Origin of the sequence: Sorangium sp. So ce385, from assembly GCF_051474135.1 — a bacterium.
In the GTDB taxonomy this organism is placed as follows: Bacteria; Myxococcota_A; Polyangia; order Polyangiales; family Polyangiaceae; genus Sorangium; species Sorangium cellulosum_D.
Map to the genome: position 1 here is coordinate 7,476,736 of NZ_CP150337.1, position 22,419 is coordinate 7,499,154.

16 protein-coding genes and 2 tRNA genes are annotated in these 22,419 nt (G+C 71.4%); 8 read left to right on the forward strand and 10 right to left on the reverse strand.

Going from position 1 to position 22,419, the window contains the following annotated elements; all coding sequences use genetic code 11:
• The first annotated feature begins 162 nt into the window (after window positions 1-162).
• The 3 genes from WME83_RS27140 (at window position 163) to WME83_RS27150 (ending at window position 3,485) form a co-directional block, all read left to right on the forward strand.
• Window positions 163-441, forward strand: coding sequence for a DUF4398 domain-containing protein (locus WME83_RS27140; RefSeq protein WP_020737372.1), 279 nt, complete (start codon window positions 163-165; stop codon window positions 439-441).
• Complete coding sequence (locus WME83_RS27145; RefSeq protein WP_437312591.1) at window positions 438-1,601, forward strand: OmpA family protein; 1,164 nt, start codon at window positions 438-440, stop codon at window positions 1,599-1,601. Before WME83_RS27140 ends, WME83_RS27145 begins: the two co-directional genes overlap by 4 nt.
• A gap of 243 nt (window positions 1,602-1,844) precedes the next feature.
• Window positions 1,845-3,485: a hypothetical protein gene (locus WME83_RS27150; RefSeq protein ID WP_437312592.1), complete on the forward strand. Its 1,641-nt coding sequence runs from the start codon at window positions 1,845-1,847 to the stop codon at window positions 3,483-3,485.
• Window positions 3,486-4,033: 548 nt separating this feature from the next.
• On the opposite strand, the gene WME83_RS27155 is transcribed toward WME83_RS27150, so the two are convergent.
• Entirely contained in the window at window positions 4,034-4,399 is a 366-nt protein-coding gene (locus WME83_RS27155) for a PilZ domain-containing protein (RefSeq protein WP_061627742.1), read from the reverse strand.
• 254 nt (window positions 4,400-4,653) lie between these two features.
• Between WME83_RS27155 and WME83_RS27160 the strand changes: the two genes are divergently transcribed.
• Together WME83_RS27160 and WME83_RS27165 are read left to right on the forward strand one after the other, a co-directional pair.
• Window positions 4,654-6,252, forward strand: coding sequence for a TIGR02266 family protein (locus tag WME83_RS27160; protein ID WP_437312593.1), 1,599 nt, complete (start codon window positions 4,654-4,656; stop codon window positions 6,250-6,252).
• Between the two features lie 75 nt (window positions 6,253-6,327).
• Complete coding sequence (locus WME83_RS27165; RefSeq protein WP_437312594.1) at window positions 6,328-7,248, forward strand: hypothetical protein; 921 nt, start codon at window positions 6,328-6,330, stop codon at window positions 7,246-7,248.
• Between the two features lie 360 nt (window positions 7,249-7,608).
• On the opposite strand, the gene WME83_RS27170 is transcribed toward WME83_RS27165, so the two are convergent.
• The 9 genes from WME83_RS27170 to WME83_RS27210 form a co-directional block, all read right to left on the reverse strand.
• Window positions 7,609-7,680, reverse strand: a tRNA-Val gene (locus tag WME83_RS27170).
• Window positions 7,681-8,062: 382 nt separating this feature from the next.
• Entirely contained in the window at window positions 8,063-9,205 is a 1,143-nt protein-coding gene (locus WME83_RS27175; RefSeq protein ID WP_437312595.1) for a pyridoxal phosphate-dependent aminotransferase, read from the reverse strand.
• A 285-nt stretch (window positions 9,206-9,490) separates the two neighbouring features.
• Entirely contained in the window at window positions 9,491-10,606 is a 1,116-nt protein-coding gene (locus WME83_RS27180) for an MlaD family protein (protein WP_437312596.1), read from the reverse strand.
• A gap of 35 nt (window positions 10,607-10,641) precedes the next feature.
• Window positions 10,642-11,421 carry an ABC transporter ATP-binding protein gene (locus WME83_RS27185; protein WP_437312597.1) on the reverse strand — a complete coding sequence of 260 codons (780 nt, stop codon included), beginning with the start codon at window positions 11,419-11,421 and terminating at the stop codon, window positions 10,642-10,644.
• 40 nt (window positions 11,422-11,461) lie between these two features.
• Window positions 11,462-13,234 (reverse strand): single-stranded-DNA-specific exonuclease RecJ, encoded by a 1,773-nt coding sequence (gene recJ, locus WME83_RS27190; RefSeq protein ID WP_437312598.1) that lies wholly within the window; start codon window positions 13,232-13,234, stop codon window positions 11,462-11,464.
• Between the two features lie 85 nt (window positions 13,235-13,319).
• A complete protein-coding gene (secF, locus tag WME83_RS27195; protein ID WP_437312599.1) occupies window positions 13,320-14,561 on the reverse strand; it encodes a protein translocase subunit SecF in 1,242 nt (413 codons plus the stop codon).
• A 77-nt stretch (window positions 14,562-14,638) separates the two neighbouring features.
• Window positions 14,639-16,792, reverse strand: coding sequence for a protein translocase subunit SecD (gene secD, locus WME83_RS27200; RefSeq protein ID WP_437312600.1), 2,154 nt, complete (start codon window positions 16,790-16,792; stop codon window positions 14,639-14,641).
• Window positions 16,793-16,847: 55 nt separating this feature from the next.
• Window positions 16,848-17,282: a preprotein translocase subunit YajC gene (gene yajC / locus WME83_RS27205; protein ID WP_437312601.1), complete on the reverse strand. Its 435-nt coding sequence runs from the start codon at window positions 17,280-17,282 to the stop codon at window positions 16,848-16,850.
• A gap of 218 nt (window positions 17,283-17,500) precedes the next feature.
• Window positions 17,501-18,643 carry a transketolase gene (locus WME83_RS27210; protein WP_437312602.1) on the reverse strand — a complete coding sequence of 381 codons (1,143 nt, stop codon included), beginning with the start codon at window positions 18,641-18,643 and terminating at the stop codon, window positions 17,501-17,503.
• A gap of 521 nt (window positions 18,644-19,164) precedes the next feature.
• Here WME83_RS27210 and WME83_RS27215 point away from each other — a divergent pair.
• From WME83_RS27215 to infC, 3 genes are all read left to right on the forward strand, one after another.
• Window positions 19,165-19,236, forward strand: a tRNA-Val gene (locus WME83_RS27215).
• A 33-nt stretch (window positions 19,237-19,269) separates the two neighbouring features.
• Window positions 19,270-21,336: a threonine--tRNA ligase gene (gene thrS / locus WME83_RS27220; protein ID WP_437312603.1), complete on the forward strand. Its 2,067-nt coding sequence runs from the start codon at window positions 19,270-19,272 to the stop codon at window positions 21,334-21,336.
• A 247-nt stretch (window positions 21,337-21,583) separates the two neighbouring features.
• Complete coding sequence (infC, locus tag WME83_RS27225; protein ID WP_437312604.1) at window positions 21,584-22,306, forward strand: translation initiation factor IF-3; 723 nt, start codon at window positions 21,584-21,586, stop codon at window positions 22,304-22,306.
• Window positions 22,307-22,419 lie beyond the last annotated feature (113 nt).

Sequence of the window (22,419 nt, forward strand, 5' to 3'; positions counted from 1 at the left end):
CTCCTAACCTCCTCCTCCCTTCCCCGAGCCGGTTGACGCGCGCCGAGCGCCCTTGATAGCGTCGCGACCACCGGGCAGACGGCCTAAGGGCCCCGCTCCAGAAAGAACGCGATCGTGACGACGCACGGGCGGCGATTCGGGATTTTGATTTCAGGCGCGGGCATGGTGCTCGCAGCGGCTCTCACGAGCGGCTGCGGCGGCGCCATCTACGCGTTCACCGCGAACTCGGCCTCGAGCAAGCTCGAGACCGCCGAGGCGCTCGGCGCAGCGAAGTACGCGCCGTACGAGTACTACACCGCGCGAGAGCACCTCTGGAAGGCGCGCGAGGAGGCCGCGGCCGCCGACTACGGCGACGCGATCGACTTCGCCGACGTCGCGGAGGAGTACGCGGAAAAGGCGATCACCCTGGCGAAGCAGGCGCACGAGGGCGCGGGTCGATGAGCAATCGGACGAGGCATCGCTCTTCCCGCCGCGCTCGCCGCGCCGGCACCGTCGGCGTCGCGCTGATCGCGGTGTCCGCGCTCTCGTGCGCGCAGGTGCCGGTCATGCGCGGCGACATCGAGGCGCTGACCACCATCGCGAACCAGGCGGAGCGCAACGGCGCGCTCCGCTGCGCGCCGCGCGAGCTGGCGATGGCGAAGTCGCACCTGTCGTTCGCGAAGGTCGAGCTCGATCAGGGCTTCTTCGCCCGCGCCAAGGAGCACCTCGACATCGCGAAGGCGAACACGCACGCCGCCTACGATCTCTCGCCGCCGCAGAAGTGCGCCGAGCGCGGGTTCATCGAGGACGCGCCGCCGCCGGCGCCCGGCGACTGCGACGGCGACGGGCTGCTCGATCCGCAGGACAAGAAGTGCCCCTGCGACGCCGAGACGTGGAACGGCTTCCAGGACGACGACGGCTGCCCGGACGATCCGGACACCGACGGCGACGGCCTCACGGACGGCAAGGACAGCTGCGTGCTCCTGCCCGAGGACAAGGACGGCTACCTCGACGAGGACGGCTGCCCCGAGCTCGACAACGATCTCGATACGGTCCCCGACCTGAACGACAAGGACAGCACCGGCAAGAACTGCGCGAACGACCCGGAGGATCCGGACGGCTACGAGGACGCCGATGGCTGCCCGGAGCCGGACAACGATCAGGACACCGTGGTCGATCTCGAGGACCAGTGCCCGAACGAGCCGGGCGTGGTCGGCGGCGACAAGCCGGGCTGCCCGAAGAAGCCGAGCCTGGTCATCGTCACCGAGAAGGAGATCAAGATCACGCAGCAGATCCACTTCGAGTTCGACAAGGACAAGATCCGGCCCGAGAGCTTCCCGATCCTCGACGCCGTGGTGGAGGTCCTCCAGCAGAACCCGAAGATCAAGATCGAGATCCAGGGGCATACCGACAACAAGGGCGCCGCGGCGTACAACAAGAAGCTGTCGGATCGGCGCGCGGCCTCGGTGAAGAAGTACCTCGTGGCCAAGGGGATCGACGAGGCGCGGCTGACGTCGAAGGGCTACGGGATGGAGCAGCCGATCGTGCCGAACACGTCCGATCAGAACCGCGCCCTGAACCGGCGCGTGCAGTTCGTCCGCACGGAGAGCGGCGCGCAGTAGCCCAGAGCTGCTGGAGCGCCGCCCGCCGTGTCGGGGGTACGCGCGATCTCGACCGCGCCGTCCGGGAGCCCCCGTGGCTCCGATCCTGAAAAGCAAGCGCCCCTCCCCAGCCTATCCTGGAGGTCCGAACCCGTGTTTTTCCGTCGTTCCCGCCGCGCTCGCCTCGCGTTCGCTCTGACTTCGCTGCTCGTCCTCGGCGCGCCGGCGGCGGCCAGCGCCGCCGGTGAGAAGGACGCAGAGGCGATGAAGCTGCACAACCAGGCGATGGACGATGACTATCTCTCTGTCGAGTTCGACAAGGCGGAGAAGAAGCTCCGAGACGCGCTGAAGAAGTGCGAGAGGAACGCCTGCACGAAGCCGGTGATCGGCAAGCTGCACATCGCGCTCGGCACCGTCTACGGCGGCGGCAACAAGCTGGAGCAGGCCAGGGCGGAGTTCGTGCTGGCGCTCCAGGCCGACCCGAAGGCGGCGCTCATCGACGCGCTGACGACGCCCGAGCTGGCCCAGGCGTTCAAGGAGGCGCAGAAGGAGGCGCAGTCCGCCGGGAAGCCGGCGGAGGATGCGCCGGGCGAGGGCGGCAAGCCCGCGAAGGCCGCCGCGGGGGACGTCCCGCACACGCCGGTGGCGGAGCAGGCGGTGAACACGCCGGTGCCCGTCTACATCGAGATCCCGGAGGAGATCGACGCGTCCAAGGCGACGCTGCGGTACAAGCCGTTCGGCTCGCCCAAGTGGAAGTCGGTCGAGATGACGCCCATGGAGAGCGGCTTCGGGGCGGAGATCCCCTGCGAGGATGTCACGACCACCGGTGATGTCCGGTACTTCGTGATCGTCCGGGACGAGGCGGGCGACCCGGTGGGCACGGCCGGCTCGATGCAGGCGCCGCACCGGGTGCCGATCAAGAACGAGATCGACACGGCGCCGTCGCTCCCCGGCCAGGAGCCGCCGCAGCGCTGCGCGGCGAAGGAGGACTGCCCGCCTGGCCTCCCTGGCTGCCCCGAGGCCGGAGGCGAGCGCGGGGACAAGGGCTGGGGCTCGGCCTGCGAGGAGACCGTGGAGTGCCAGTCCGGGCTCGTCTGCCTGAACGGGACCTGCGAGCAAGGCGCCGGCGACGGGGGCGGCGGGGCCGCGGGGCGCAAGGGCAAGCGCAACGTGTTCGGCCTCTGGGGGGAGCTCGACCTGCTCCTCGTGCGGGGCACGGATTACGTCTGCTCGGGCAGCGACGCCGCGTACGCCTGCTTCTATCCGGGCAGCAACGGCAAGCAGTTCTACGGCGAGCCGGCGGATCTCCCCGGAACGAACGGGGTCAAGGGTGGCCTGAGCCCTGCCGGGGGTCGCGTGATGTTGTCGTACGACCGGCAGCTCTTCGCGGACCTGCCGCTGCTCGTGGGCGCGCGGCTCGGGTTTGCATTCGGCGGCTCGCCGACCTCCGAGGAGCAGCCGACGCCGTGGGTGGGAGACGACAAGCAGAACCCGCATCTCCAGGCGCTCAGCTTCCTGCCGCTCCACGGGGAGCTCCGCGCCACGTATTTCTTCCTGGGAGATCGGATTGTCGAGAAGGGTGGATTCCGCCCTTACGGGTTCCTGTCGCCCATCGGCCTGGCCCAGGTGAACGCGTCGGTGCCCGTGGATGTGTGCGATCGCCGGAGGGATGACGGTTCGCTGGAGGATGGGAACGCCAGCAACAGGTGCCCGGCGGACACCCGTTTCGTCGAGGACCTCGACGCCTACCAGATCACCGGTCGGAACTTCTCGGCGGCCGGCGCCGGCGTGGTCTACGGCATCACCGAGAACCTCGGTGTCTCCGCCGAGCTGAAGGTCATGCTGATGTGGCCGACGCTCGGCCTCGTCTTGGCTCCCACGATCGGCCCGGTGTTCGCCCTCTAGGGCCTCTCCAGCCAGCTCGTCCGTGAGATGCGGGCGGCGGCTTTGCCGAGCCGCCCGGCCCCCAGCGAGGGAGCACGTCGCGCGGCAGGGCGCGGGGGCCCCGCCGAACTCGCCTGGGACATCATCCCTCCGGCGCAAGCGCCGGAGAGATGATGTCCCAGGCTCAGACATCGGCCCATCCCCCGCGCCCTGCCGCGCGACGTGCTCCCTCGCTGGGGGCCTACCGTTCCTCACCTTTTCCCGATCCATCAAGGGCGCTTCGCGCCGCACACCGGACGGGGACTCGTCGAGCCTGCCCTCTCCCGGAACCAGGAACGGACTCACGCCGCGCACCGCCATTCCCGCACACGCAGCGACATTCTCGGCACAGACACACTCCGCCGTGCCGATCCGACCCTCGCTCCCCTCCCCCATCGCCGCCGCAGCGCGGGGGGTGCCCGCACAGGAGACGGGCCCAGATCGGCGTTTTCGGCGCGCAGGCGCACTCACGTGCGCCGAGCACCGAAAACGCCGAGGTGGGCCCGTATCCGCAGCGGGCGCCCCCCGCGCTAGAGGTCGAAGCGTTCGGTGCCGAGCAGCTGGTAGAGCGCATAGAGCGCCCCGGCATCGTGATGCTCGAAGCGAACGCCCGCGCGGGCCGGCCGCCCCGCGGGCCCACGGCGGATCCAGGCGATCCGGCCGCGGAGGCTCAGCGGATCCCACAGGTTCGGGGTGGTGACCTCGAGCGTCACCGCGGTCTCGGGATCGAGCAGCTCCGACGCGAGCTGAGCCTCGGACAGCTCGATGCCGGCGCCGCCCAGACCCAAATCGCGGATGCGGACGCCGTGCTCCTCGATCGACTGCCGATCGCGCAGCGTCGCTCCAAGATCGACGCGTCGCCTCGCATGAGCGCGAAAGTGGTCCCGGACAGCCATCCCGGCGCATTCTCCAGTCAGCGCGAACATATCACGAGCGGCGCGCGCTCACGCTCGGTTCACCAACCCCTGCAGCGCAGGGGCACGGGCGCGAGCGCGCGCGCTCGAACAGCGTGCTCGCCCGGTAGCCCATGGCCGCGTTCGGTAAAGCGGACCGCCACGTGTTAGCCTTTGGGCCTCGCGGCGAACCTTGGGTTAACATGCGGACCACATCCGCAGGAGCGAGTCGCGAAGTAGACCGGAGTTCTACCCTGATGGCCCAGGACACACGCAAAGATCCGCGAGCGAGGGTGCTGCAGATGACCGTGCGCTACAAGAGCGCCACGGTCGACGAGTTCATCGAGCACCACTCGCATGACGTGAGCCGTGGCGGCATCTTCATCAAGACGCCGTCGCCCTTCCCCGCTGGCACGCTGCTCAAGTTCGAGATCCGGCTGCAGGACGAGCAGGCCGTCATCGCCGGCGTCGGCCGCGTCGTATGGAAGCGGGAGCCCGCGCAGGCGAGCGACGCGCACCCGTCCGGCATGGGCGTGAAGTTCATCAAGATCGATGAGAAGTCCAAGGCCGTGATCACCCGGCTCGTCGACGCGCAGCAGGGCGCCGGGTCGGCGTTCGAGGCCGGCATCACCGACCGCACCGACCTGGGCGACGAGGTGACGGAGCCCGCGGCCGCAGCGGCGGCCGCGCCGCAGGCCGAGCCCGCGGCCGCGAAGGGCGCGCAGGCCGCGCAGGTGAAGCGGGCGTCGACGATGCTGGGGCTCGGCGCGATCGGGGCGACCTCGAAGGGCGACGCCGGCAAGGGGGACGCGAAGAAGGCCGAGCCCGCGGAGGCCGGCAGCTTCTTCCCCAAGACGAACCCCGAGAAGGAGATGCCGCCGCCCGACGAGCGGACGATGATGAAGCAGGCGGCCGAGCTGCTGAAGCAGGCGCTCGCCGAGGCCGGCGGCTCGCTGGACGAGATCGGCGCGTCCAAGGAGCCGCTCATCCCGACCCCGCCGAAGAGGGCCGAGCCCGAGCCCGCGCCCGCGCCCGCGCCGAGGGAGGAGCGGGCGAAGCCGCTGGCCGAGCCGGCGGCGGCCCCGGTCGCGGCGGTCGCGCAGCTGGCGAACGAGCGCGAGGCGCGGGACGAGATCCCCGCGGCCGAGGCGAGGCCCGCCAAGGTCGCCGCAGCGAAGAGGCCGGCGGAGGCGGCGGACAGGACGCCGTCCGAGGAGCTCGCCACGCCCGCGCGCCGGGAAGAGAAGGCGGCCGACGACGCGGCCAGGGCGAAGCCTGCGGCAGCCAAGCCGAAGGAGGACAAGGCGGTCGCCGCCAAGGCCGCGACCACCGGCAAGGTCCCGCTCGCGCAGGAAGAGGAGAGCAGCGGCACCGGTCGGCTGCTCACGATCCTGCTGGTCGCGGCTGCGCTCTGCGGCGCGCTCTGGCTCGTGTTCGGGCAGAGCGATCCGAAGCCGGAGCCGGCCGCGCCCGCGCCCACGCCGGCCGCGCCCGCGCCGGAGCAGCCCACGGCCAAGCCCGCAGCTCCGGAGGAGAAGCCCCAGCCGACGGAGGTCGTGCCCGCGGCGACGGACACGGCCGCGCCCCCGGCGGCGACCACCGCGCCCCCGATCGCCCCTGGCTCGTCGGCGGCGCCGGAGGCCTCGGCCGCGCCTGCGGCGACCACCGCTCCGACCGTCGAGGCCCCCGCCAAGGCGACCGCGGAGCCGCCCGCCCCCACGACGACGGCCGAGCCGGCAGCGCCCAAGGCGACCGCGGAGCCCCCGGCCCCCACGACGACGGCCACGGCGGCGCCGCCCAAGCCGGCGCCCAGGCCGAGGCCGAAGGCGCCGAAGAACGACGATCCCTACGGTTGAGGGCGAGGCCGTGGGCCATCCGCGGGAGAGGCAGCTGCAATGAGCGGCTCGGGTAGTCAGGTCGGTGAACCGGGGATGGGTCGCCCGAAGGCGGCCGCCCCCCTGGCCGCGCTGGGCTTGCTGGCGGCCACCGGGCTCGTCTGTGCCGCGGTCGCGCTCCGCAACCCGACGGCCGTGGCGGTGCTCGAGCAGGACCCCAGCGGCTCGGCGCCGCGGCCTGCGCCGACCGCCGCCCCGAGCGGCAGCAGCGGTCGCGCCAGCGCGCCGTCGCCCGAGCCGGCGTCCGCGCTCGACCCCGCGGAGCCCGACGCTCCGGCGAAGGCCGAGCCTGCCCGCGCGCAGGCCTCGGAGCTCGAGAAGGCCCAGGCCGAGGGGCTCGCGGCGCTCGGCGCGCTCGCGCAGCGGTACCCGGAGGATCCCCCGGTCCTCCGGGCGCTCGCGCTCGCGCAGGGGCGCGACAAGGCGTACGCGCCCGCGCTGGCCACGACGAAGCGGCTGTTCGAGATCGACCCCGAGGAGACCGGCAACGACGAGGTCAAGCAGCTCCTCCTGAGGATCGCGAACGGCCCCCCGGACGTCGCCCTCACGGCGCTCGATCTGATGGCCAAGCAGATGGGGAGCCGCGGTCCCGACCTGCTCTACGAGGTGGTGACCGCGCCGAGGTTCGGCGACTGGATCCGGGACAACGCGAGCAAGCAGCTGCTCGAGCCGAGCGTGCGGCAGATGGCGTCGCCCGCGCTGCTCATCGCCGACGATCTGCGCCGGCTCACCGGGTGCCCCACCAAGGCGCTGATCGCCAGGGCGCGCGAGGAGGGCGATGTCCGCGCGCTGCATTACATCAAGTCGTGGCTCACCCCGCAGCGCTGCGGGGTCCTGCGGATGCGCAATTGCCTCAAGTGCGGCGCCGTCGCCAAGGATCTGCGCGCGACGGCCAGCGTCATCGAGAAGCGCAAGAAGGCGGCGGCCACACCGCCCGCGGGGAGCGCCGCGCCCTGATCCGCCCGTCGAGGTCGGGTGAGCCCGGCCTCGACGCTGCCGCCGCGGCGCGGTCTGCGGGCGCCCTCGTCGTCGAAGCCCGCAGCAGGGTCGTCGCCGTCATCGCGCGCGCTCGGCCGCGCTGCCACGCCCCACGAACAGGAGCCCATCGCACCGCGCTCGGTGCGAGCACCTCGGGGTGCCCGTGACGCGGACCGCACTGCGACCGGCACGAGCACCTCGGAGGCCTATGGCGGCGCGGACCGCACCGCGATCGGCGCGAGCACCTCTCGCCTAGCTGCTCCGTCGCCTGCCGCTGGCGGCATCGTCGCGCAGGCGACTCGATGCGTTGGACCAGCTCGCGACGGGAACGAATCGGGGTGGGCGCAACAGGATTTGAACCTGTGACTTCGTCCGTGTGAAGGACGCACTCTACCGCTGAGTTATGCGCCCGATGCCAGCCGGTCGTCACCCGGCCGTTTCGGAAAGACGTGGCGCTTTTAACTCAGAGATCGGCGTTCGACAAGAAGAACTCGCTGCCCATGTCGAACTTCTTCGCGGCGCTCGGGAAACCAAGGGCCAGCGGCCCCGTTCGGCGCGCCTCCCGGCGCTGGCCGAGGCTCGGTCGCGCGTCGTCGCGCGCTCTCGCGCGCCTCCCGCGCTCTCGCGCGCCTCCCGCGCTCTCGCGCGCCTCCCGCGCTCTCGCGCGCTTCCGCGCGGACGTGGACCAGACAGGCAGCCGCTTCCGCGCCTCCCGCCGTCGCGCCGTGCAGCGAGCAGGGCCGCTGCCCCGAGGCTGCGAGCCACGCCTCGACCCGCGGTGGGCCGCGCCCCGTCAGTCGAGCGTCGCGACCGCGCGCCGGAGCGCGGCGAGGCCCGCGTCGATGTGGTCCTCGTCGCAGGCGTAGGAGAACCGCAGATAGCCGGGCGCGCCGAAGGGGGTGCCGGCGACCGCGGCCACGTGCGCCTGCTCCAGCATCCACGTCGCCACGTCCTCGTCGCTCGCGAGCGTCTTCCCCTGGAAAGAGCGCCCGCACAGCCCTCGCACGTCGGCGAACGCGTAGAAGGCGCCCTCGGGCATCCGGCAGCGCACCCCGGGCACGGCGTTGAGGCCCTCGACCATGAGCGAGCGCCGCCGGGCGAAGGCCGCGCGCATCGCGAACACCGCGTCGCGCGGGCCGTTCAGGGCCGCGACGGCGGCGGCCTGGGACACGGCGGCGGCGTTCGTGGTGCTCTGGCCCTGGACCACGTCGAGCGCCTTCGCGACCTCGATCGGCGCGATGCTCCAGCCGATGCGCCAGCCGGTCATCGCGAACGTCTTGCTGACCCCGTCGACGACGATCACGCGCGGGGCGAGGTCCTCCGCGAGCGCGGGGAGCGATACGTGCCGGAAGCCGTCGTAGGTGAGGTCGGCGTAGATCTCGTCGACGATGATCCAGCAGTCGTGGCGCCGCAGGACCGAGGCGAGCGGGAGCAGGTGCTCCTCCGCGTACGCCGAGCCGGTCGGGTTCGAGGGCGTGCACAGGACGAGCGCCTTCACCCGCGGCGTCAGCGCGGCCTGGAGCGCGTCCGCCGTGAGGCGGAAGCCCGTCGCCTCGGTGGTCTCGACGACGACCGGCGCGGCGCCGAACAGGCGTACCTGTTCGGGATAGCTCACCCAATAAGGCGACGGGATGACGACCTCGTCCCCCGGCTCGAAGAGCGCGGCGGCGAGGTTGAACAGCGCGTGCTTCGCGCCAGCGCTCACGGTGACCTGGCTCGGCAGAGGCCGCCACCCGCGGTGCTGCTCGGTCGCGGCGCAGATCGCCGACTTCAGCTCGGGCGTGCCGGAAACGGCCGTGTAGTGCGTGGCGCCGGCGTCGAGCGCCGCCTTCGCCGCGGTGCGGATGTGCTCGGGCGTGTCGAAGTCCGGCTCGCCCACGCCGAAGGCGTAGACCGTGTGCCCCTCGGCGCGGAGGCGCGCGGCCCGCGCCGCCATGGCGAGCGTTGCACTGGGCGCGACGGCCGACAGACGGTCAGCGAGCTTCCTGGGCATCGGGACAAAGAGGAATAAAGGGCGGCCCGGGACGACGCAAGGCGCTAGCCCTCGCGGCGGTTGCGCCGGCGGCCCGGATGTGCCTCGCGCCGCGCCGCCTGCGCCCCGCGCCTCGAGCGCCGCGCGCGCACGCGCGGCGGCCGATTGCAGGCCAGGCGGAGCCGAGCGAGCCGCCGCGAGGCAGCGCTGTAAGCCCGACAACGCGCGGTCGGAGGCCTGGCGCTGGCGCTACGGTGAAGGGGCCGGCGTGGCGCCGCCGACCTGGACTGCGGGCTTCTGCTCGTCCTGCTTGATCGAGTAGCGCACGAGCGCGCGGAGCACGTCGTTGCGCTGCACGTTGCCGAGGAGGCTCTTCATGTCCTCGTAGATCGACGGATCGACCAGGAGGGCCCCGAGCGTCCCCTTGCCCGCCCTCATGTCGTGCACGATCGCCCGCAGGTCGCCGGTCATCGCCGTCACGTTGGCGAGCGCCTCGGCGCCGTCGCCCTTGCCGCCGTACAGCGCGTCGTGCGCGAGGCTGTCGCTCTCGCGGATGCCCTTCAGCGTCATGGCGACCTCGTCCGCCGCGTTCCCGAACTGCTGGATCTGCTTCTGCGGGCCGTCGCCGTAGATGACGTCGTGCGCGAACCCCGGCCCCTCCTTGACGCGCGAGACGACCCCCCTCACCTCGCGCAGCGTGCCCGCGAGCTCCGTGCTCACGCGGTCGAGGCTCGCCAGGGTGCGCGAGATGCGCTCGGCCTCCTCGGGGTCGGTCAGGAAGCGGTGCGGGTAACCCTCGCCCTCGGTCACCTGCTTCATCAGCGTGTTCGCCGAGGCGACCGTCTCGCGGAGATCCTTGTGCAGCTTCTCGTCGGCGATGTTCTCCGAGACCTTCTGGATGTTGTCGAGCGTGGCCTCGGCCTTCTCGGCCATCCCGGCCACCTTCCCCATCACGTCGGTCGGGACCTCGCCAGGGATGTGCCCGCCCGGCGGCACCGCGTCGGGGTTCTGCCCCTTCGTGAGCTCCAGCATCTTGTCGCCGAGCAGCCCCTTGTTCGCGATCTGGGCCACGCTGTCGGTCTTGATCCGGCCCGCCTCGCTCTCGACGACCTCGAGCTTGACGTAGATCTTCGTGTCCTTCGGGTCGGGCCCGTAGCCGACCTCTGCGACGTGGCCGATGTCGATGCCGCCCATGCGGATGGGCGCGCCCGGCTTCAACCCCTGCACGTCGCTGAAGCTCGTCGAGAACTCGACCGAGGAGTCGAAGAGCCGCCGCTCGTCGCCTATCAGGAAAATGACTACGGCGGAAAGAATGAGGCCCGCCAGCACAAAGAGTCCGACCTTCAGATCGCGCGCTCTGCCCATGCAGAAGGGCATCTTGCGCGATCTCGCGGGGATCGTCACGCCCCGAGAAGCGTTTGGACGTCCTCGTTCACCGGCGCGGTCCCGGTAATGAAATTGGCGACATGCGGATCTTTGGACGCCCGGAACTCGTCCGGCGTGCCGGTCGCGATGACCTCGCCGCGGTAGATCATCGCCATCCGATCCGAGATCGAGAACGCGCTCTTCATGTCGTGCGTCACGACGATGCTGGTCACGTTGAGGGCCTGCTTCAGGCCCTTGATGAGGTGGTTGATGCGCTCGGTGTTGATCGGATCGAGCCCGGTCGTCGGCTCGTCGTAGAGCAGCACCTCGGGCTGCACCGCGATGGCGCGCGCGAGGCCGACGCGCTTCTTCATGCCGCCGGACAGGTCCCCCGGGCGCATCTGCTCGATGCCGGGCAGGCCGACGAGCGACAGCGCCCAGTTCACCCGCTCGGCGATCTGCGCCTCGGTCATCTCCTTGCGGTAGTGCTCGTGCAGGCCGTAGGCGACGTTCTCGCCGACCGAGATCGAGTCGAACAGGGCGCCCCCCTGGAACAGCATCGCGATGCGCTGGCGCACCCGGGCGATGCGCGCCTCGCTCACCTTCGTGATCTCTTCACCGTGAAACTGGATAGTTCCATCGTCGGCGTCGAGCAGGCGGATGAGCAGCTTGAGCATGACGCTCTTGCCGACGCCCGACCCGCCCATGACGGTGAGCGTCTCGCCCGGGTACACTTCGAGGTTCAGGTCGCGGTAGATGACCTTCGGGCCGAAGGCCTTGCGCACATGCGAGAACCGGATCAGCGGCTCAGCCACGCGCCCACGCTAGCACGCCGCCGAGGCCCGCCGCGAACGCTCAGTCGGCCGCGGCGACGTGCTCGATCCGGATCTCGACGGCGTCCCCGCCGCGCCAGGCGTCGCGCCGGAGGCGGCCCACCACGTCGACCCGCCCGCCGGCGAACCGCGCCGCGAGCTCGCCCAGCTCGAACCCGAAGCACGAGATCTCGCGGCGGGCGACGGTGAGCTCCAGCTTGAGGTGGCCCTTCAGGTTCCTCGCCGAGCGCACGGCCGCGCCCGCCAGGAGGACGTGCGCCGGGCGGTTCCCCTCCCCGCACGGCTCGAGCCGCTCGAGATCGCGCGCCACGGCCGCCGGATCGTCGCGATCGTCGAGCCGGGCGTGGGCGGCCGCGAGCGCCGCGGCGGCCGGGAGCTCCTGGTCGCGGAAGGCGTCGCACCACGCCGCCCGGAGCGCCTCGACGCGATCGGCGCGCACCTCGACGCCGGCCGCCGCCTGGTGGCCGCCGAAGCCGATGAGCTCGGCGCGGCAGCGGGTGAGCGCGTCGTGGAGCCGCGCGCCCGCCGGGCCGCGCACCGAGCCGCGCCCCTTCGCGCCCTCGAGGGCGATGACGATCGTGGGCTTGCCGAAGCGGGAGGTGAGCCGGCCCGCGACGATGCCGACCACGCCGGGGTGGAAGCCCTGCCGCGCGATGACGATCGCGGGATCCCGATCGAAGCCGGCGCGCTCGATCTCGGCGAGCGCCGACGCCAGCATCTCGTCCTGGATGGCGCGCCGCTTCATCTGCGCCTGCTCCACGGTGGCGGCGAGCGCGGACGCGGTCACGCCGTCGTGCGCGAGCAGGAGCTCCAGCGAGACGTCGGGGTCGCCGAGCCGGCCGGGCGCGTTGAGGCGGGGCGCGATCCGGAAGGCGACGTCCTCCGCCGAGGCGCCGCGCCCGAGATCGAGGTTGGCGAGCGCCGCGAGCGCCCGCAGGCCGGGCCGGGGCCCGGTCTGGAGCACGGTGAGGCCGGCCCGCACGAGCGCGCGGTTGTCGCCGGTCAGCGGCGCGACGTCGGCGACGGTGCCGATGGCCACGAGGTCGAGGTAGGGGCGGAGGTCGAGCGACGAGCCGAGCTTCTTGCGCACCGCGGCCAGCAGCGAGAGCGCGAGCCCGCAGGACGCGAGCCCCTTGTACGGGAAGCCGCAGTCGGCGCGGTGCGGGTTCAGGAACGCGATCGCCGGGAGCGGCTCGGCCGGCACGAGGTGGTGGTCGATGACGACGCAGTCGATGCCGGCGGCGCGCGCGGCGGCCAGCCGCTCGTGATCGCTGGAGCCGCAGTCGCACGTGATGAGCAGCGTGGGGCAGGCGCGCATCACGCGCTCGAGCGCGGGGGCCGAGAGGCCGTAGCTGCCCTCGGCGCGCGTCGCGAGCAGCGGCACGACCTGGCCCGAGAGGGCGCGCAGCGCGCCCGTCATGATGGCGGTCGCGGTGATCCCGTCGCAGTCGTAGTCGCCGAAGACGGCGATCCGCTCGCCGGCGCGCACGGCGCGCGCGATCCGCTCGGCGCTCGCCTCGCGATCGGCCATGGCGTCGGGCGACGTGAGGTGCGAGAGCCGCGGGTCGAGGAAGCGCCGCGTCGCCTCGTCCGGAGCTCGGCCGGCCCGGTGCAGGATGTCCGCCACCGTGATCGACAGGCCGAGCTCGCGCGCCATCGCGAGCGCCTCGGGCGACGCCTCGCCCGGGTCGGCGATGCGCTCGACGAACGGCGCGCTGCGGGCCGCGAGCGAGGCGGGGGTCGGCGCCTCGCGCTCGGCGAGCTCCTTCCAGGCCTCCGTGACGGTGCTCGTCATCGCGAGAGCCGGTACACCGGCGCGGCAAAGGCGTCCATGGTCTGGGTCGGGGCGGCGCGAGCGGCCGCGGCCACGGGCGAGGCGCTCAGACGACCGCGTCGGCGCGCTTCTGCGTGCGGACGCGGCTGACCTTCCTGCGCTTGCCGGAGGCCGAGCCGAAGAACCGGCGGTCGATCCACTCGGTGAGCGGCGCCGCGACGTAGATGGAGGAGTACGTGCCGACGACGATGCCGACGACCAGCGTGAACGCGAAGTCCCGGATGACGCCCGTGCCGTAGAAGAGGAACATGACGAGCGACAGGAACGTCGTCGCCGACACGAGGATGGTGCGGCCGAGCATCTCGGAGAGCGAGAAGTTGATGACGGCGGCGAAGCTCATGTCGCGGTGCTTGCCCAGGTTCTCGCGGATCCGGTCGTAGACGACGACCGTGTCCGTGATCGAGTAGCCGACGATCGTGAGCAGCGCGGCGACGGTGGAGAGGGTGATCTCGCGCTGCGTGATCACCATGGCGCCGAGGGCGATGCCGACGTCGTGAACGAGCGCGAGGATGCCGCCGGGCGCGAACCGGATGTCGAACCGGAACGCGATGTACGCCATGATGAAGAAGATCGTGATGAGGACGCTCTTGATGGCCGCGTCGCGCAGCTGGGCGCCGGCCTTCGGCCCGATCCACTCCACACGGAGCGCCTGGTCGGGCACCTTGTCCGCGCCGAGGTGCTCCCGGAGGCCGTCCATCAGCTGGTCGCCCTTCGACTTCAGGTAGAGCTCGACCTTGTGGTCGCGCTCGCTCACGATGTGCGGGTTGTTCGCGCCGGGCCTGATCTCGACGCCCTCGATGCCCTCGAGCTGCTTCTTGATCCCCTCCAGGTCAGGGGCGACCTCGTAGCGGGTGGAGATCTTGTCGCCGCCAGGGCTGAACTTGACCTCGGTGGCGCGCACCGCCTCTGGGCAGCGGTCCTCGGGGACCGAGCCGCCCTCGGGCGCCAGGCACATGTGCTCGCGCACCGCCGCCTTCTGCTGCTCGGAGAGCGTCGAGACCTCGTGGACCCGGATGAGGTAACGGTTCGGGTTGGCCTGATCCGCGACGGAGACGACGTCGGGGGAGTCGAAGCCCGACTTCGTGACGGCCTCGCGCACCTCGGCGCTCGAGACCGGCGCCTTGAAGGCGACCTCGACCTCGGTGCCCCCTTTGAAATCGGTCCCGAGCGTCGGCCCCGGCACGATGAACGAGATGATCGACAGGATGAGCAAGATCCCGCTGAGCCCGATGAAGAGCCAGCGCTTGCTCATGAAGTCGAACTGACGGCCAGGCTTGATGAGTTCCATCGTCGTGTCTCAACCATCGGAGAACCGCTCGCGCGTTCTCCCTCAAAGGCCGGAGATCCGCTCCAGCGGCCCCGTTCTCAGCCGAGCGAGAGCTTCTTGATCTTCCGTCCGCGGACGGCCCAGTCGAACATCAGGCGGGTGCACACGACCCCGGTGAACAGGCTGATCGCGATGCCGACGATCAGCGTGATCGCGAAGCCCTTGATGGGGCCGGTGCCGTACTGCGCGAGGATGAGCCCCGAGATCAGCGTGGTCACGTGGCCGTCGAGGATGGCGCTGAACGCCTTATCGTAGCCGACGTCGACCGCGGCGCGCGGGCTCTTGCCAGCCCTGAGCTCCTCCCGGATGCGCTCGTTGATCAGCACGTTGGCGTCGACCGCGATGCCCATCGTGAGCACGAGGCCGGCGATGCCGGGCAGCGTCATCGACGCGCCGAACATCGCGAGGACGGCGATCTGCAGGATGAGGTTGAAGATGACGGCGATGTCCGCGATGAGCCCGGCGCGGCTGTAGATCACCACCATGAACACGACCACGAGCACCCCGCTCGCGATCGCGCCCTTCATGCTCTGCTGGATCGCGTCCTTGCCCAGCGACGGGCCGATGCGCTGCTCGTTCGACGGGGAGATCGGGGCCGGCAGCGCGCCCGACCGGAGCACCAGCTCGAGCTTGCGCGCGTCCTGGAGCTGCTGGTCGGGGTTCTGCGAGCCCATCGTGATCTGCGCGCGGCCGCCGCCGATCTTCGTCTGGATGACCGGCGCGCTCTCGACCTTCTCGTCGAGGATGATGGCGAACCGCCGCTTGACGTTCCTGCCCGTGATGTCCTCGAACCGGTCGGCGCCGGTCGGGGTGAACTCCATCGACACGTACCAGCCGCCGAGGCCGCCCTCGCTCTGATCCGGGAGCGCCTGCGCGTCGCGCACCATGTCGCCCGTGATCTCGGCCTTGCTGAAGAGGAAGTACGTCCGCCAGCCGATCTCCTCGATGACGTCCTTCTCCTCGTTGTACTCGTACAGCTTGCCGTAGCCGACCTCGTTGTCCGGCGGGACCTGGAGCGTCCCGACCCACTCGCGCAGCCGCTTCAGCGTATCGCGCATCTCCTCGTGCTCGGCGCGCACCATCCGGGCGAAGTGGACCGGCTTGGTCTTCCCGGGGCCGACCGGCGCGTTCTCGATCGAGAACGTCAGCCCCTTCGGGAGATCCTCCTCCTTGGCGCTCTTCGCGATCGGCTCGAAGAAGTCCTGGTCGTCGTCGACCATCTTGAACTCGAGCCGCGCCGTCTGGCTGATGATCTCGCGGATCGTGTTGAAGGAGCTCTCGTCGTCGCCGGGGACCTCGATGATGACGTCCTCGTCGCGCGTCGAGACGGTCGCCTCCTTGAGGCCGAGGCCGTCGACGCGGCGGAGCACCGTCTCCTTGGCCTGCGACACCGCGCGCTCGCGGATGCTGCTCGAGACCTCGTCGCGGATCCGGAACCTCACGACCTTGCGGTCCGCCGAGCGCTGGAGCTGCAGCTCCCCGAGGAACTTCGCGAGGAACGCGTCGTTGATCTTCTCGGAGTCCGCCGGGTCGTCGAAGGTGATGGCGATCGTGTCGGTGTGCTCGCGCGACTTCTCGATGCGGAGCTTCGTCTGGAGCTTCTGCATCTCCTCGATCGTCGGCGGCTTGTCGCCCTCGTGGAACCCGAACGCCGTCGCGAGCGCCGCGCGCAGGTCGTCGTAGTACCGGTCGCGCTTGTCGCTGATCGCCTCGTCGACGTCGACCGTGTAGACGAGCCGGAGGCCGCCCTTCAGGTCGAGCCCGCGCACCAGCCGGAACGGGACGTTCGAGGTCAGGAAGCGGCTGAACCCGAGCTCCCCTCGCCTCGCCTGGGTCTCCTGCTCCGACACCTCCTCCGACGAGAGGCCGGTATGGTTCGGGCGGCCGTACCGCTCGTCGTGGTAGGTCGGGTAGATGCAGAGGGCCGAGCCGAGGGCGAGGAACAGCACGAAGCCCGTCTTCACCCGCCACGCGAAATCGATCCACGGCCCGGCGCAGAACAGCGCCCACGGCACCATCAGGCCGAACACCGCGAGGGCCCAGAACACCTGGTAGTGCGCCGCGACGGCGGCCGCGCCGGCGGCGAGCGCCGCCCAGGCGAAGACGCTGCGCCGCGGGCGGCTGAGCCACGCGCCGAGGAGGCACAGGCCGGCGACGCCGGCGAACCCGTACTGGAAGATGTTTAGGAGCATGGAGTGTGGCGCCGCGGGGGGCGGTAAAGAGCTTCCTGTTGGGCCGAGCGCCGGCCTACGACTTCTTGTCCTTCGCCGCGTCGGCGACCTTGGCGTCCGCCGCCGCGACCTCGCCCGGGTCCTGGCCCTGGATCGCGCTCTTCAGGATCTGCACGTTCACGCCGGGGGCGATCTCCAGCTTGACCCGGGGCGAGTTCGGGTTGATGTCGGTGATTTTGCCGAGGAGCCCGGACTGGGTGACCACCCGATCGCCCACCTTGAGGTTCGACTCGAGCTGCTTCTGCTTCTTGTTCTGGCTTCGCGTCATCACGAAGATGAGCAGCAGCGGCAGCGCCAGGATGAGGAACGAGAAGGCCCCTCCGCCGAACGGCGCGGGCGGCGCCTCCTGCCCCCCAGAGGGCGGCGGCGATTGACCTTCGACCGGCGCCGCGGGCGCGTTGCCCGCGCGCCCGGGGGCGGCGTTCGGCTGGAACCAGTTTGAGCTTGCCAAGGTGACGCGTGTCTCCGGGCCCCGACGGGCTCGCCCGCAAATTGCGGGCCTCTCCCAACCCCCCGGGGCCCGCCTCCATACCCAGGATCCAAGGGTCGCGCAAGGAGCTAGGCGGGCAGCCTCACCCGGATGCGACGGGAATACAGCCTTACGGCCGTTTCCGGATCCGCCCCACCCGGCCGTCCGGGCGCGCGCCGCGGCCGACCGCCGCCGCGGCGTCAGCCGTCGCTGCCGAACACCATGTGCCGGCGGGCCCGCTCGCCGCTCGCGATCTCCGCCAGCGACAGGCGCACGTCGCGCTCGGTGATCGTGCCGTCGATCGTCGCGAACGTCGCGGAGATGATCGGCGGGATGCGCCCGACGCCGGGGAAGCCGGGGGCCCACGTGAGCGCGTCCGCGAACGCGGCCTTGACCAGGGCGGCGACGGGTCCGTGCGGCGCGAGGGGCACGTCGAGCGGCTCGAGCACCACGACGGCCTTGGCGCGGGCGAGCGTCTTCACCACCTCGGCGCCGTAGAACGGCCGCAGCGCGCGCACGCCCACGAGGCCGACGCGCCGGCCCTGCGCGCGCAGGCTGCGCACGACCTCGCGGGCCGCGGGGAACGCGCAGCCGACGACGACCATGATCTCCTCGGCGTCGGCGGTGTCGACGCGCTCGATCGCGCCGAGCGGCCTGCCGGTCAGCTCGCAGAGCTCCCGCATCGCGCTGGCGAGCGCGAACGGCACGCGCGCGCAGAAGCCCCGCTCGGCCCGCTTCCGGACGACGCCGCGCCCCTGCGGGCGAGGGCCCCCGTCGCCGTCGCTCTCGCCCGGCGCCGCGTCGGTGAAGGTCGGCGCGCTCCGCTCCGAGCCGAGGAAGCGCGCGGCGAGGTCGCGCGCTGCGCCGAGGGCGGACACGTCGGACGGCAGCGCGTCGACGAGGTGCAGGAACGGCGTCTCGCTGTCCTCGGCGGCGCGCCGCGCCACGAGCGCCACGTCGGCCGCCTCCTGGCTGCTCCAGGTGACGAGCACCCCCGCGCCGACGTCGAGCGCCGGCGCGAGCTCGTCGCGCCCCACGGCGGGCCCGCCGCGCCGCTCGATGACGTGCACCGTCACCGGCGTGCGCACCGCCGCCGCCTCGCCGAGCGCGGCGAGGGCCCCGACGAGCTCGTGGGCGCCGAGCACCACGCTCGCGCGCTGTCCGGCGCGCGAGCGCGCCGCCGCGCCCCGGATCGCCTCGGCGGCGGACGCGGCGCGCTCGATCGGCAGATCGCCGGGCACCGCCGCGTGCGCGGCGAAGAGCGCGCTCCCCGCGGCCACCTCGACATGTGCGATCACCGCCGCCGGATCCGGCGGCGCGCCTAGACCGTCAGGCACTGCCATCCAGCCGTTCGTCGCCCGAGCCGCACGCGAGGTCAAGCGCGAGCGCGATCGGATTCCGCGCGGCGACCGGGCCGGAGCGGCGCCGCGATCACGATCATCCATGCCTGGACGTAACTCCGAGAAATGACGCTTTCACCCCGAGGTGATGCTCGTGTCGCATGCGGCTCGGCGTTGGTCGCGCGGTCGGACCGCGTCACCGAGCTCAGCGGTGGGCGCCGTCGCGCTCGTGTCCGATCCAGACGGACGACTCGGCCGCGGCTCTGGCGGGTCGCCTGGCGCGTCGACGGCCAGCGCGCCGACGAGCCAGCGTGCCCACGAGCCAGCGCGCCGACGAGCCAGCGTGCCCACGAGCCAGCGCGCCGACGCGGACACCGGCGCGGGGACAGCGGCGCGGGAAGGACGCCGACCCCTTGCGCCGCAGAAAAAAGCGAACCCGAAAAATTGATCGCTTGACGGACTCTCCGGCGCTTGATAGGAGGCGCTCTCCGTTTCGTCGGCGTCACGTCGAGCGAGCGGGACATAGGCGCGTAGCTCAGTGGTAGAGCACTACCTTGACACGGTAGGGGTCGCCGGTTCGAAACCGGCCGCGCCTACAAATCAGCAGGAGACCTAGCCTGCGAGGTTTCATGGCCCTCGATCAGACAGCCCAGGCCGCTTCGGCGGCCCGCACCACGGTGCGCGAGGCTCTCGCCGACGAACTTGCCAAGGACCGCACCGTCATCGGCGCCCGCGTCAACGGGCGCCTCCTCGATCTTCAGACCCCCTTCCTTCGCGACAGCGCGACCCGGATCGAGCCCGTTCGGACGAGCGATCCGGACGGCCTGCGCATCATCCGGCACTCGACGGCGCACATCATGGCCGACGCCGTGCAGCGCCTCTTCCCGGGGACGAAGGTCACGATCGGCCCCGCCATCGAGGCGGGGTTCTACTACGACTTCGACAAGCCGAGCGGCCCCTTCACGGACGAGGATCTCGCCAAGATCGAGGCGAAGATGCGCGAGATCATCGCCGCCGGCCGCCCGTTCCGGCGCGACGTGGTGAACCGCGAGGCGGCGCACGAGCTCTTCGCCCAGATGGGCGAGACGTACAAGCGCGAGCTCATCGACGCGATCCCGCCGGGCGAGGAGGTCTCGCTCTACCGGCACAGCGACGGCGAGCGCGAGTGGGTCGACCTCTGCGAGGGCCCGCACGTGCCGGACGCCTCGCTGCTCCAGGCCGTCAAGCTGGTGAGCGTGGCCGGCGCCTACTGGCGCGGCGACGAGCGCAACCCGATGCTCCAGCGCATCTACGGCACGGCGTTCCCGAGCCAGGCGGCGCTCGACGAGCACCTGAAGCTCCTCGCGGAGGCCAAGGAGCGCGACCACCGGAAGCTCGGGAAAGAGCTCGAGCTCTTCATGTTCCACGAGTACGCGCCGGCCATGCCGTTCCTCCTGCCGCGCGGCGCGCACGTGTACAACTCGCTCGTCCAGTACATCCGCGACCTCTACGTCGACTACGGGTACGACGAGGTCATCACGCCGCAGATCTTCGACAAGCGGCTGTTCGATACGAGCGGGCACCTGCCGAACTACCGCGAGAACATGTACCTGCCCGTCACGGCGGAGCACCTCGACGCGGCGCGGCTCGCGCTCCGGCTCGGGGTCTCTCCCGGCGAGGCGGACGCGGCGGCCTACAAGGAAGCGGACAAGAAGCGGGACGCCGCGGTCCTGGAGCAGCTCGCCGAGCTCGAGCGGCTCGCCCAGAAGCCGATGAACTGCCCGAGCCACTGCCTCATCTTCGGCCAGCGGCGGCGCAGCTACCGGGAGCTGCCGTGGCGGCTCGCCGACTTCGGCCGGCTCCACCGGTACGAGCGCGGCGGCGTCGTCCACGGGCTCGCCCGGGTGCGGAGCTTCTGCCAGGACGACGCCCACATCTTCTGCGCCCCGGAGCAGATGCACGGCGAGATCCAGGCGTTCCTGCGCCTCCTGCTCGAGGTGTACGCCGCCTTCCGGTTCGCCAAGATCGACATCAAGCTCGCGACCCGGCCCAAGAAGCGCATCGGCACCGACGCGCAGTGGGACGCCGCGGAGGGCGCGCTCGCGGACGCCCTGAAGCTGGCCGGCCTCCCCTTCGAGATCGCGCCCGAGGAGGGCGCGTTCTACGGCCCGAAGCTTGAGTTCCACGTCCAGGATGCGCTGCGGCGGAGCTGGCAGCTCGGCACGATCCAGGTGGACTACGCGCTGCCCGATCGCTTCGAGCTCGAGTACACCGGCGCCGACGGCGGCGTGCACCGCCCCGTGATGTTGCACCGGGCGATCCTCGGCTCGCTCGAGCGGTTCTTCTCGGTGTACCTGGAGCACGTCGGCGGGGCCTTCCCGGTCTGGCTGGCCCCGGAGCAGGCGATCATCGTCACGGTCAGCGAGAAGCAGGCCGCCTACGCGCAGGAGGTGGTGGCGCACCTCCGGGGCCGCGGGCTCCGCGCCCGGGCCGACCTCAGCTCCGACAAGCTCGGCGCCAAGATCCGGGCGGCGCGGCTGACGCGCGTCCCGTACGTGGTCGTGGTCGGCGACAAGGAGGCCGAGGGCCGCAAGGTCGCCCCCCGGTCGCGCGATCTCAACAAGGACCTCGGGGCGATGCCGCTCGAGGAGTTCGCCGACCGGCTCGCCGCGGAGTCGAAGCCCCCCCGCCTGGCTGCGAGCGCCCCCAGTTCGTGACCCGTCGTTCCGGCCGGCCCCTCTCGCCGGCAGGCCTTCCCCTACCCCCCGTCTCGAGCCCGGCAGACCAGGGCTCCCGATCGCCCCTGGGCCGCGGCGGCCGCTGTGCTTGCTGCCGTTGCCTGCGGCGCGGAGTCAGGCGACATTGGCATGGTGATGGTCGCCGCGACCACGATCGGTCGCGAAGCGGCGGTCCGTCGCTTTCGGAAGCACAGAACACAAGGAGGCAGCGAAATATCACATGGCGATGAGACGCTTCGACCCTCGGCAGGCCCAGCGGGGGCCGCAGATCCGCATCAACCAGCGCATCCGCGTCCCGGAGATCCGCGTCATCGGCGATGATGGCGAGATGCTCGGCATCATGCAGACCCACGAGGCGCTGCGCCGGGCTCAGGAGAAGGGGCTCGACCTCGTCGAGGTCAACCCGAAGGCGGATCCTCCGGTTTGCAAGATCCTCGACTTCGGCAAGTACAAGTACGACGAGAAGAAGAAGGCCCGCGAGGCGAAGCGCAAGCAGAGTGTGGTGGAGATCAAGGAGATCAAGCTCCGTCCCAAGACGGACGATCACGATCTCGAGTTCAAGACCAGGGCTGCGCACCGGTTCCTCGGCGCAGGTCACAAGGTGAAGTTCACGGTGCGCTTCCGCGGCCGCGAGATCACGCACCCGGAGAAGGCGCAGGAGCAGCTCGACTGGATCGTCCAGCACTGCGAGGAGATCGCGAACGTCGAGGTGCGCCCGATGATGGAGCAGCGCACGATGACGCTGATGATGGCGCCCAAGCCCGCCATCCTGCAGAAGGTGGCCCAGGCCCGCGCCGCCGCGGAGAAGGCCCGCCAGAAGGCGCTCCAGGAAGGGCGCGCCGCTCCGGCCGCGGCCGACGCCGAGGAAGAGGAGATCGAGAAGCTCGAGAGGCAGCTCGAAGAGCAGGACGACGACGACGACGACGAGGGCGAGGGCGGGAACGAGTAGCCCGTCCGGAGAGAGCGCCTCAGGACGACGGCCGCGCCTCTTTCGGGGCGCGCATCGCGTCGCGCCGTCTGCGATGCGGGCTCGTGCGCGGCGCGCTCCCCCGCATCGCGGAG

Bases quoted from the DNA above. Each gene is read 5' to 3' on its own strand.
- WME83_RS27140 (WP_020737372.1), top strand. From the start codon at position 163: ATGGTGCTCGCAGCGGCTCTCACGAGCGGCTGCGGCGGCGCCATCTAC.
- WME83_RS27145 (WP_437312591.1), top strand. From the start codon at position 438: ATGAGCAATCGGACGAGGCATCGCTCTTCCCGCCGCGCTCGCCGCGCC.
- WME83_RS27150 (WP_437312592.1), top strand. From the start codon at position 1,845: ATGAAGCTGCACAACCAGGCGATGGACGATGACTATCTCTCTGTCGAG.
- WME83_RS27155 (WP_061627742.1), bottom strand. From the start codon at position 4,399: ATGGCTGTCCGGGACCACTTTCGCGCTCATGCGAGGCGACGCGTCGAT.
- WME83_RS27160 (WP_437312593.1), top strand. From the start codon at position 4,654: ATGGCCCAGGACACACGCAAAGATCCGCGAGCGAGGGTGCTGCAGATG.
- WME83_RS27165 (WP_437312594.1), top strand. From the start codon at position 6,328: ATGGGTCGCCCGAAGGCGGCCGCCCCCCTGGCCGCGCTGGGCTTGCTG.
- WME83_RS27175 (WP_437312595.1), bottom strand. From the start codon at position 9,205: ATGGCGGCGCGGGCCGCGCGCCTCCGCGCCGAGGGGCACACGGTCTAC.
- WME83_RS27180 (WP_437312596.1), bottom strand. From the start codon at position 10,606: ATGGGCAGAGCGCGCGATCTGAAGGTCGGACTCTTTGTGCTGGCGGGC.
- recJ (WP_437312598.1), bottom strand. From the start codon at position 13,234: ATGACGAGCACCGTCACGGAGGCCTGGAAGGAGCTCGCCGAGCGCGAG.
- secF (WP_437312599.1), bottom strand. From the start codon at position 14,561: ATGGAACTCATCAAGCCTGGCCGTCAGTTCGACTTCATGAGCAAGCGC.
- secD (WP_437312600.1), bottom strand. From the start codon at position 16,792: ATGCTCCTAAACATCTTCCAGTACGGGTTCGCCGGCGTCGCCGGCCTG.
- WME83_RS27210 (WP_437312602.1), bottom strand. From the start codon at position 18,643: ATGGCAGTGCCTGACGGTCTAGGCGCGCCGCCGGATCCGGCGGCGGTG.
- thrS (WP_437312603.1), top strand. From the start codon at position 19,270: ATGGCCCTCGATCAGACAGCCCAGGCCGCTTCGGCGGCCCGCACCACG.
- infC (WP_437312604.1), top strand. From the start codon at position 21,584: ATGAGACGCTTCGACCCTCGGCAGGCCCAGCGGGGGCCGCAGATCCGC.